We start from the raw sequence: 10,663 nt of genomic DNA on the forward strand, positions 1-10,663 counted from the left end.
GGGCAGGGGCAGGCGGCCGGTGGCCGGGCTACATCGGCGGATCGACCCGGGCGAGCGCGCGCAGCGCGCCCGGGGACATCCGCGACAGCAGCCGCGCGCCGCGCGCTTCGGGCGTGACCGGGACGACCGCGGTGTCGCGGCGCACCGCGCGCACTATGGCCCGGGCCACCTTCTCCGGCGGGTAGTTGCGCAGGGAGTACAACTTGGCGCTCTTGGCCCGGCGCAGCTCCTGCTCTTCCTCGCTGACGCCCGCGTGCCGTGCGCTGCTGGTGATCGCGGTGTTGACCAGGCCGGGGCAGATCGCGCTCACCCCGATGCCGTGGGGCGCCAGTTCGGCCCGCAGGCACTCGCTGAGCATCAGCACGGCGGCCTTCGAGGTGCTGTACGCCGGCAAGGCACGGGACGGCTGGAAGGCCGCGGCCGACGCGGTGTTGACGATGTGACCGCCCTGGCCGCGCTCGGCCATCTGGCGGCCGAAGAGCCGGCAGCCGTGGATGACACCCCACAGGTTGACGTCCAGCACCTGCTTCCAGTCCTCCGGGGTGGTGTCGAGGAAGGCGCCGGCCAGGCCGATCCCCGCGTTGTTCACCACCACGTCGGGCACACCGCGCAGGTCGGCGGTGCGGGCGGCGAACTTCTCCATCGCGTCGGCGTCCGCGACATCGACCACCTCCGGCCAGGCGTCGGCAGCGCCGGCCCGGCGGGCGGCCGCCGCGGTCGAGGTGGCGCCCTCCGCGTCGCGGTCCACCGCGACCACCCGCGCACCGGCCTCGGCGAAGGCGAGCGCGGTCGCCTTCCCGATACCGCTGGCGGCGCCGGTGACCACCACCAACTGCCCGGCGAACCGCTCGCGTGCGGCCGGCAGCCCCCGGCCGAGTACGGTCCGCCCGGCGGGGCCAGGTCCGTCGTCCTCGGGAGCGGTCGCACCCGATCCTTCCGTGGCGGCCACGAAGTCCGTGATCCAGCAGGCCAGTTGATCCGGTCGGGATCGCGGCACCCAGTGCTTGGCCGGCAGGATGCGGCGGGTCAGCTGAGGCACCCAGCGGTCAAGGTCGTCGTAGAGCCGCTCGGAGAGGAAGAGGTCCCGGGTGGGGGTGATCAGCAGGACCGGTACGTGGGCGACGGGATCGGGGCGTGGGTGGCCGAGCCGGCGGCGGATGTTGTCGCGGTAGAGCCAGGCGCCGTGCGCGGCGTCCTGCGGGAGGGAGGCGGTCGGGTAGCCGTCGGACGGGACCTTCTCGGCCCGGGCGAGCATCTTGGGCCACTGCTTGCCGAGCGGGCCCCGCCAGGCCAGCTCGGGAAGCACGGGGGTGTGCAACGCGTAGACGTACCACGACTTGGTGCCCTGGCCGACGAGTTGGGCGGCGCGGCGGGGGGTGGGGCGGCGCAGGCGGCGGTTGATCCAGTGGCCGAAGTGGTCGAGGCTCGGGCCGGAGATCGAGGTGAAGGAGGCGATCCGGCCTTCGGTGGCGGGCACGGTGGCGAACTCCCAGCCCTGCACGGAGCCCCAGTCGTGGCCGACCAGGTGCACCGGGCGGTCCGGGCTGACCGCGTCGGCGACCGCGAGGAAGTCCTCGGTCAGCTTCTCCAGGGTGAAGCCGCCTTTGAGCGGGCTCGGCGCGGAGGAGTGGCCGTGCCCCCGCACGTCGTAACTCACCACGTGGAAGCGGTCGGAGAGCCGCTCGGCGACCGACGACCAGACCTCTTTGCTGTCCGGGTAGCCGTGCACCAGTACGACGGTCGGCGGGCCGCCGGGTGGGGCCGCCGCACCGCGCTCGGCCACGCACAGTCGCACGCCGCCGGCACCGGTCACGAACCGCTCCCGCGCCGGACCGCGCTCTCGCTCGGCGTCGTCCTGCTCCGTACCCGGGCTCGCGCCCGCGTCGGCGCCCGCTGTCCGGTCCGCGTCCTCCGCGTCGCTCCTGCCGTCCGTCCCGCCCATGCCGTCCACGCCGTCACCGCCCCCAGCACCGATAAACACTGTCAGTGATCAATGTGACATCGACCGATGGCAGCGTCAAGACCTCCGGCCCCGACCCGGAGGCACTTTCACCCGATCGGGCGCCGACCCCTACGGGTGGTCAGCCGTGAGTCGTACACGAAGCACCGCCCCGCGGGCGACGCGCGGCCCTCGCGCCTACCGCTACGGTCGAGCCCGTGACTGTGATCGCTACCGAGAGTTTGAGCAAGCGGTACCCGAGGGTGACCGCGCTCGACCGGCTGACCGTGGACATCACGCCCGGTGTGACCGGGCTGGTGGGTGCCAACGGAGCCGGCAAGTCGACCTTGATCAAGATCCTGCTGGGGCTCGCCCCGGCCTCCGAGGGCCGAGCCACCGTGCTCGGCCGCGACGTGGCCTCGGACGGCGCCGAGATCCGGGCCCTGGTCGGCTACATGCCCGAGCATGACTGCCTCCCGCCGGATGTCTCGGCGACCGAGTTCGTGGTGCACATGGCCCGCATGTCGGGCCTGCCGCCCACCGCGGCCCGCGAGCGCACCGCCGACACGCTGCGCCACGTCGGCCTGTACGAGGAGCGCTACCGCCCGATGGGCGGCTACTCGACGGGCATGAAGCAGCGCGTCAAGCTCGCCCAGGCGCTGGTGCACGACCCGGAGTTGGTGCTGCTCGACGAGCCGACCAACGGTCTCGACCCGGTCGGCCGCGACGACATGCTCGGCCTGATCCGCCGCGTGCACAGCGACTTCGGCATCTCGGTGCTGGTCACCTCGCACCTGCTCGGGGAGTTGGAGCGCACCAGCGACCACATCGTCGTCATCGACGGCGGCAAGCTGCTGCGGGCCTCGTCCACCAGCGACTTCACCCAGACCACCGGCTCCCTCGCCGTCGAGGTCACCGATCGCGAGAACGACCTGCTCGCCGCGCTGACCGGCGCGGGGCTGACCGCCCAGGGCACCGGCCACCTGCTGATGGTCGACATCGCGGGCGACGAGACGTACGACACCGTCCGCGACGTGGTGGCCGGCCTCGGCGTCGGCCTGGTCCGCATGGAACAGCGCCGCCACCGGATCGCCGAACTCTTCGCGGACGCGGACGCGGACGCCGACACCAACGCGGACGCGGACGCCCCCGTCCCCGCGGGCACAGGAAGGAACGCCCGGTGACCCAGCCCGACCTGACGCCCACGGACGTCATCCACGACATCGGCTACCGGTCGTACGACGGCCCCCGCCTCGGCCGTGCCTACGCCCGCAAGTCCCTCTACGTGCAGAGCCTGCGCGGCGCGTACGGCCTCGGCCGCAGCGCCAAGTCCAAGGTGCTGCCGATGCTCCTGCTCGCCGCGATGTGCCTGCCGGCACTGATCCTCGTCGCGGTGACGATCGTCACGAACCGCAACGACCTGCCGGTCCAGTACACCCGGTACGCGATCGTGCTCCAGGCGGTCATCACGCTCTTCGTCGCCTCCCAGGCGCCGCAGGCCGTCTCGCGCGACCTGCGCTTCAAGATCACCCCGCTGTACTTCTCGCGGCCGATCGAGGCCGTCGACTACGTGGCCGCGAAGCTCGCCGCGCTGGCTTCCGCGCTGTTCCTGCTGACCGCGCTGCCCCTGCTGATCCTCTACATCGGCGCGCTACTGGCGAAGCTCAGCTTCGGCCACCAGACCGCCGGGTTTGCGAAGGGCCTGGTGTCCATAGCTGTCCTGTCCCTTCTGTTCGCCGGCATCGGGCTGGTGATCGCGGCCGTCACCCCGCGCAGGGGCTTCGGAGTCGCCGCGGTGATCACCCTGTTCGTGATCACCTACGGTGCCGTCTCCGCGGTGCAGGGCGTCGCGTTCAACCAGGAGAAGTGGCACGTCATCGGCTGGCTCGGGCTGTTCTCGCCGATCACCCTGATCGACGGCTTCCAGACCTGGTTCCTCGGCGCCACCTCCGCTTTCCCGCACGCGTCGGGACCGCCCAACGCGGCGGCCGGGATCGTGTACCTGCTGGTCCTCATGGCGATCCTGGCGGGCAGCTTCGCACTGCTGATGCGCCGCTACCGGAAGGCGGGTCTTTCATGACCACCATCGGCATCAACACGGTCTCCCGCTGGTTCGGCAACGTGGTGGCGGTCAACGACATCACCATGACCATCGGCCCGGGCGTCACCGGACTGCTGGGCCCCAACGGCGCGGGCAAGTCCACCCTCATCAACATGATGGCCGGCTTCCTCGCCCCCTCCGGCGGCAGCGTCACCCTCGACGGCGCCGTGATCTGGCGCAACGAGCAGGCGTACCGCGAGATCGGCATCGTGCCCGAACGAGAGTCGATGTACGACTTCCTGACCGCACGCGAGTTCGTCGTCGCCAACGCCGAACTGCACGGCCTGGCCGACCCGGGCGCCGCCGCCCAGCGAGCCCTGGCCACCGTGGAGATGGAGTACGCCCAGGACCGGCGGATCGAGACCTACAGCAAGGGCATGCGGCAGCGCGCCAAGATGGCGTCGGCGCTGGTGCACGACCCGTCGGTGCTGCTGCTCGACGAGCCGTTCAACGGGATGGACCCGCGCCAGCGGCTGCACCTGATGGACCTGCTGCGCGCCATGGGCGCGGACGGCCGGACCGTGCTGTTCTCCTCGCACATCCTGGAGGAGGTCGAGCAACTCGCCCACCACATCGAGGTCGTGGTGGCCGGACGGCACGCCGCCTCCGGCGACTTCCGCAAGATCCGCCGGCTGATGACCGACCGCCCGCACCGCTACCTCGTACGCTCCAGCGACGACCGCGCGCTCGCCTCCGCGCTCATCGCGCACGGTTCCACCGCGGGCATCGAACTGGACCGCACCGAGCGGGCCCTGCGCATCCAGGCGATCGACTTCGCCGGCTTCACCGAGTACCTGCCGCGGATCGCCCGTGACCACGGCATCCGGCTGTACGCGGTCTCGCCGTCCGACGAGTCGTTGGAAAGCGTGTTTTCCTACCTGGTCACGGCGTAAGGAGCGACCCACATGTCCACCACCTCCGCGCTTCCCGACGCGCCCGCCGCCAAGCCGGCGGCCCCCCGTACCGGCGGCTCCGCGTTCTACCACCCCACCGTGGCCAGACTCACCTACCGCGCGCTGCTCGGCCGCCGCCGCGCCCTGCTGCTGTTCGCGCTGCCCGTGCTGCTGCTGGTGATCTGCGCCGTCGTGCGCGCCCTGGCCGGCGCCGACGACAACACCGCCAACGACATACTCCAGGGCTTCGCGCTCAGCTCCATGCTGCCGCTGCTCGGCGTCATCGCCGGCACCGGCGCGATCGCGCCGGAGATCGACGACGGCGCGATCGTCTACCTGCTCGCCAAGCCGATCAGGCGCTCCACGATCATCTGCACCAAGCTGCTCGTCGCCATCGGCGTCACGCTCGTCTTCTCCGCGATCCCCGCCCTGCTCGCGGGCTACGTGCTCAACGCCAACGGCCAGAACGTCGCGGTCGCCTACGGCATCGCCACCGCGGTCGCGTCCGTCGCCTACTCGGCGATCTTCCTGCTGCTCGGGGTGCTCACCCGGCACGCGGTCGTGGTCGGCCTGGTCTACGCGCTGGTGTGGGAGACGGTGATCGGCAACCTCGTGCCCGGCGCCCAGACGCTCAGCGTCCAGCAGTGGGCGCTCGCCGTCGGGGCGAAGGCCGCGCACGGCCACCTGGTCACCTCGGCGGTCTCGCTGCCGACCGGGGTCATCCTGCTGATCGTGGCCACGGTCATGGCCACCTGGTACGCGGCCCGCCGGCTGAGCACCCTGAAGCCGGTGGGTGACGAGTAGCGCGGCGTGCCCCGCCTGAAAGTGCGGGGCACGCCTTCAGGCGTGCGGCATGCCTGAAGGTGCAGAGCACCCTGAAGGCAAGACGGCGAAGTTCCCGCGCGGCCAGTGCGTCCATCCGCCGTCTCACAGCGAACCGTCCGAGACTGGAGGGGATGGCCCAGGACTCCTCGCACCGCACTCCGCCGCCTCCGGGCCGCGCCGCCGGATCGGCCGCCCCACGCCACCGGTTCACACCCGGCGACGTGGGGCGCGCCGTCACGGCATGGGTCCGCTCCACCCCGGGCACCCACATCTGGCTGCTGATCATCCTGCTCACCAGCGCGATCGCCGCGCTGCTGCCGGCGGACGTGCGGTCACACGTGCTGCACCAGGTCAGCACCAACCTGGTGGAGTTGCGGGTGCACCCGATCCGGGTGCTGATCGCCAGCGCGCTGTGGATACAGAGTCCGTCCGGTCTCGCCGTGTACGTGGTGCTGTTCGAGGTGGTGCACGCCACCGCGGAGCGCTGGCTCGGCACCGCACGCTGGCTGGCGACCGCCGCTGTCGCGCACGTGGGCGCCACCCTGGTCAGCCAGAAGGCGGTTTTCCTCGACATCCGGGACAACCGCCTGCCGCACTCCCTGGCGCACACCGTGGACATCGGTGTCAGCTACGGCCTCGCCGGGGTCGCCGGGGTCCTCACCTACCGGCTGCCGCGCCACTTGCGCTGGCCCTACGCGGCGGCGCTGATCGGTATCTTCGGCTACCGCCTGGTGGACGGCGGCACCTTCACCGACCTCGGCCACTTCGCGGCGGTGCTGATCGGGCTGTGCTGCTACGCCATGACGCCGCTGCCGCCCGCCCCGGCCGCGAACGCTCCGGCATCCGACGGTAGGGCGGCGGGGTGGGAGAACGGCCGCCGGGAGCGCCCGTGAGCGTCCCACGTCCTGTGCGTACGGCCTCCCATGGCGCTTGGCCTGGCCCCGCGCCCTAGGAGGCGGCGGCGCCCATGAGCCGCTCCAGGACCACCGCGATGCCGTCCTCGTCGTTGGAGAGCGTGATCTCGTCGGCCACGGCCTTGAGGTCGGGGTGGGCGTTGGCCATCGCCACGCTGTGCCCGGCCCAGCGGAACATCGGCACGTCGTTGGGCATGTCGCCGAAGGCGATGGTCTGCGCCGCGGTGATGCCCAGCCGCCGGGCGGCCAGCGACAGCCCGGTTGCCTTGGTGAGGCCGAGCGGCAGCAGTTCCACGATGCCCTGGCCGGCCATGACGACGCCCACCATCGCGCCGGCGACCGCGCGGGCCGCGTCGGCGAGCGCGTCGTCGTCGAGTTCGCGGTGCTGGATGTAGAGCTTGTTGATGGGTGCTGCCCACAGCTCGTCGGTGCCGGTCATGTGGATGACCGGCAACTCCGGCTTGTAGACGTACCCGTCGCCGACCAGCACCTCGCCGCCGAGGCCGTCCCGGCTGGCCGCAAGGGCGACCGGGCCGACCTCCGCCTCGATCTTGGCCAGCGCCATCGCGGCCAGCTTGCGGTCCAGCGTCACGGAGGTGAGCAGCCTGCCCGCGCCCGCGTCGTACACCTGAGCGCCCTGGCCGCAGACGGCGAGCCCCTGGTAGCCGAGGTCGTCCAGGACGTGCCGGGTCCAGGGCACCGAGCGGCCGGTGACGATGATGTGCGCCGCGCCCGCGGCGGTCACCGCGGCGAGCGCGTCGCGGGACCGCTGGGAGACGGTGCTGTCCTCGCGCAGCAGGGTGCCGTCCAGGTCGGTGGCGATCAGCTGGTACGGCAGCGGCCCGGTGGAGGGGCCGCCGACCGCGCCCGGCTCGGAGGCGGTCACTTGGCGGCGGGGTTCGAGGCGGCGGCCGGGGGCTCCAGGACGTCGCGCCCGCCCAGGTACGGCCGCAGGACCTCGGGCACCCGGACCGAGCCGTCGGCCTGCTGGTGGTTCTCCAGCAGGGCGACGATGGTGCGGGTCACCGCGCACAGGGTGCCGTTGAGGGTGGCCAGCGGCCGGGTGCCATCGCTGTCGCGCATCCGGATGCCGAGCCGCCGGGCCTGGAACTGCGTGGTGTTGGAGGTGGAGGTCAGCTCGCGGTACTTGCCCTGGGTGGGAACCCACGCCTCGCAGTCGAACTTGCGCGACGCCGAGGAGCCCAGGTCGCCCGAGGCCAGCTCGATCACCTGGAACGGCAGCTCCAGCGACGTCAACCACTGCTTCTCCCACGCCAGCAGCCGCTGGTGTTCGGCCTCGGCCTCCTCCGGCGTGGTGTAGACGAACATCTCGACCTTGTCGAACTGGTGCACCCGGAAGATGCCGCGGGTGTCCTTGCCGTACGAGCCGGCCTCCCGCCGGTAGCACGCGGAGAAGCCCGCGTAGCGCAGCGGCAGCTTGGACGCCTCGATGATCTCGTCCATGTGGTAGGCGGCGAGCGGGACTTCGGAGGTGCCGACCAGGTAGAGGTCGTCCTTCTCCAGGTAGTACACGTCGTCCTCGGCCTGGCCGAGGTAACCGGTGCCCGCCATGGCGGCGGGCCTTACCAGGTTCGGGGTGAGCACCGGGGTGAAGCCCGCGGCCGTGGCCTGCGCGATGGCGGCGTTGACCAGGGCCAGCTCCAGCAGGGCGCCGACGCCGGTGAGGTAGTAGAAGCGCGAGCCGGACACCTTGGCACCGCGGTCGGTGTCGATCGCGCCGAGCAGCTCGCCCAGCTCCAGGTGGTCCTTGGGGGCGAAGTCCTCGGCCGAGAAGTCCCGCGGGGTGCCGACGGTCTCGACGACGACGAAGTCCTCCTCGCCGCCGATCGGGACGTCCGGGTGGATCACGTTGCCCAGCCGCAGCAGAAGCTGCTGGGCCTGCTCGGCGGCCTCCTGCTGCTCGGCGTCCGCGGCCTTGACCGAATCGGCCAGTTCCTTGGTGCGCTTGAGCAGTTCGGCCCTCTCGTCGCCCTGCGCCTTGGAGATCAGCCGGCCCAGCTGCTTCTGCTCGGCGCGCAGCTCATCGAAGCGGGTACTGGAGGACCTGCGCCGCTCGTCGGCGGAGAGCAGTGCGTCGACGAGCGCGACGTCCTCTCCACGGGCACGCTGCGAGGCGCGCACTCGGTCGGGGTCCTCACGAAGCAGACGAAGGTCAATCACGGTCCACAGGCTACCGGGCGGCGGTCCGGCCCGGCGACAACTTAAAGGCGTAATGCGAGCAATGTCCGATTCGCTGGAAAGGCGAGAAAAGGGATAGAAGGTGGCGATAAAGTCAGGCGTCAACGCAATTCCGGCCATCCCCCTCCGGGGCCAGCCGGCCTGTGGGGAACCGGAGTTGATCCACTGCGGTGAGTGGTCCCAGGGGTGGGTCGGGCCCCTTCTCCGTCAAGTTATCCACAGGGAGTGGGGAAATCCTCGCCGGTTGTCCACAGGGTGTGGGGAAGATCTGTGGAGAAGCGGCGAGATCATTTCCTGGGCGCAGTGTGCGGCTATGGATTCCCCGCGTAAACCCGTTCCACACTCCCTTTCGAGTGAGATGTGTTCCCCCGGGAGGATGGCGAGGGGGATTTGGGGTGACGCGGGGCGAGGTATCGCACTCCGGGACTGCCTGGTGTCTGTGTACCAATTTGTCGACTTGGTCGGCTTTCTCTGTCGACTTGTCCCCAGTTACCCACAGGCCGCGCGCCGAGCCTGTGGATAACTCGGTGGACAACTCGCAAGATGGCTGGTGGGCAAAGCGAAGGCGAATGCCAGGCAACCCGGCTGGACGGTCACCTTCGGTCACGCCCGGGCCTCAATTATGGCCCCGGTTGCACCCGCGGCCGTGCCCGGGGTCCTGGCCGCAGTCGTGCCGGAGCGGGGCTGTGGACACCGCCGCGCTCCGCCGCGCTCCGGTCGTGCTGTCGGGAGGGCCTTCAGGCGCGCCCGTCGAGCGCCCGGTTCAGCCAGTCCGCGGCCTTGCTGAACTCCTCGTCGCTCGCGCCGCGGCGTACCTCCGGCGCGATCTCGTCGGCGCGCGGGTACGACCCGAGCAGCCGCACTTTCAGGCAGCGCCGGTGCAGCCCGAGCAGCGTCTCGCTGACCCGACGGTCGGTCAGGTGGCCCTCGGCGTCCACCGAGAAGCAGTACTGCCCCAGCCCTTCACCGGTCGGGCGGGACTCGATCCGCATCAGGTTCACCCCGCGGATCGCGAACTCCTGGAGCAGGTCGAGCAGCGCGCCGGGGTGGTCGTCGCGCAGCCAGAACACCGCCGATGTCTTGTCCGCGCCGGTGGGCGCCGCCAGCCGGGCCGGCTTGCCCACCAGCACGAAGCGGGTGGTCGCGTTCGAGGCGTCGTGGATCTCGGTGGCCAGTGGCTCGAGTCCGTACGTCGGGGCGGCGAACTCGCCCGCGAAGGCGCCGTCGTAGCGGGACTCCTGGACCAGCCGGGCGCCGTCCGCGTTCGAGGCGGCCGACTCCCACACCGCGTCCGGAAGGTGCTTCGACAGCCACTGCCTGACCTGCACCTGTGCGGCCGGGTGGCCGGTCACCGTCTTCACGTCCGACAGTTTCGTGCCCGGCCGGACCAGCAGGGCGAACGCGATCGGCAGCAGCACCTCGCGGTAGATCATCAGCGGTGCGCCGAACGCCAGCTCGTCGAGGGTGGTGGTGATACCGCCCTCCACCGAGTTCTCGATCGGCACCAGCGCGCCGCCCGCCTCACCGGTCCGTACCGCGTCCAGCGCGGCGGCCACCGACACCATCGGGACCAGTTCGCGGGTGGCGGACTCGGGCAGCGTGCGCAGCGCGGCCTCGGTGAAAGTGCCTTCAGGTCCCAGATACGTGTAACGGCTCGCCGACGACATGAGTTCAGCCTAACGGCCCACGCGGCCGCGCCCGTCCCTCTCGTATCGTTGTTCGCAAGGCCCCGCACGACCGTACGAGGCGCACGAAAACCCAGCGCCGGGCACTCGCGCGTCAACCCTCCCGC

Annotated in this window: 9 protein-coding genes; 5 read left to right on the plus strand and 4 right to left on the minus strand. The window is 71.2% G+C overall.

The genetic code is table 11. The annotated features are described in order from the left end of the window. Positions 1-28 precede the first annotated feature (28 nt). Positions 29-1,942: an SDR family oxidoreductase gene (locus tag AC13HU_RS21090; protein ID WP_483043477.1), complete on the minus strand. Its 1,914-nt coding sequence runs from the start codon at positions 1,940-1,942 to the stop codon at positions 29-31. Positions 1,943-2,157: 215 nt separating this feature from the next. Here AC13HU_RS21090 and AC13HU_RS21095 point away from each other — a divergent pair, with 215 nt between their 5' ends. From AC13HU_RS21095 to AC13HU_RS21115, 5 genes are all read left to right on the plus strand, one after another. Next, a complete protein-coding gene (locus AC13HU_RS21095; protein ID WP_483043470.1) occupies positions 2,158-3,123 on the plus strand; it encodes an ABC transporter ATP-binding protein in 966 nt (321 codons plus the stop codon). Further along, entirely contained in the window at positions 3,120-4,019 is a 900-nt protein-coding gene (locus tag AC13HU_RS21100; RefSeq protein WP_483043471.1) for an ABC transporter permease, read from the plus strand. Before AC13HU_RS21095 ends, AC13HU_RS21100 begins: the two co-directional genes overlap by 4 nt. After that, positions 4,016-4,933 (plus strand): ABC transporter ATP-binding protein, encoded by a 918-nt coding sequence (locus tag AC13HU_RS21105; RefSeq protein ID WP_329367079.1) that lies wholly within the window; start codon positions 4,016-4,018, stop codon positions 4,931-4,933. Before AC13HU_RS21100 ends, AC13HU_RS21105 begins: the two co-directional genes overlap by 4 nt. 12 nt (positions 4,934-4,945) lie before the next feature. Beyond that, on the plus strand, positions 4,946-5,737 hold the full coding sequence (locus AC13HU_RS21110; protein WP_483043472.1) for an ABC transporter permease: 792 nt from the start codon (positions 4,946-4,948) through the stop codon (positions 5,735-5,737). A gap of 242 nt (positions 5,738-5,979) precedes the next feature. Continuing rightward, entirely contained in the window at positions 5,980-6,651 is a 672-nt protein-coding gene (locus AC13HU_RS21115) for a rhomboid-like protein (protein ID WP_483043473.1), read from the plus strand. Between the two features lie 55 nt (positions 6,652-6,706). Here AC13HU_RS21115 and AC13HU_RS21120 read toward each other — a convergent pair whose 3' ends face one another. From AC13HU_RS21120 to pheA, 3 genes are all read right to left on the minus strand, one after another. Next, positions 6,707-7,558 carry an HAD family hydrolase gene (locus AC13HU_RS21120; RefSeq protein WP_483043474.1) on the minus strand — a complete coding sequence of 284 codons (852 nt, stop codon included), beginning with the start codon at positions 7,556-7,558 and terminating at the stop codon, positions 6,707-6,709. After that, entirely contained in the window at positions 7,555-8,853 is a 1,299-nt protein-coding gene (serS, locus tag AC13HU_RS21125; RefSeq protein ID WP_483043475.1) for a serine--tRNA ligase, read from the minus strand. The genes AC13HU_RS21120 and serS overlap by 4 nt, the downstream gene beginning before the upstream one ends. Before the next feature lie 755 nt (positions 8,854-9,608). Further along, a complete protein-coding gene (pheA, locus tag AC13HU_RS21130) occupies positions 9,609-10,538 on the minus strand; it encodes a prephenate dehydratase (RefSeq protein ID WP_483043476.1) in 930 nt (309 codons plus the stop codon). Positions 10,539-10,663: the final 125 nt, after the last annotated feature.

Source organism: Streptomyces sp. NH27, from assembly GCF_056859195.1.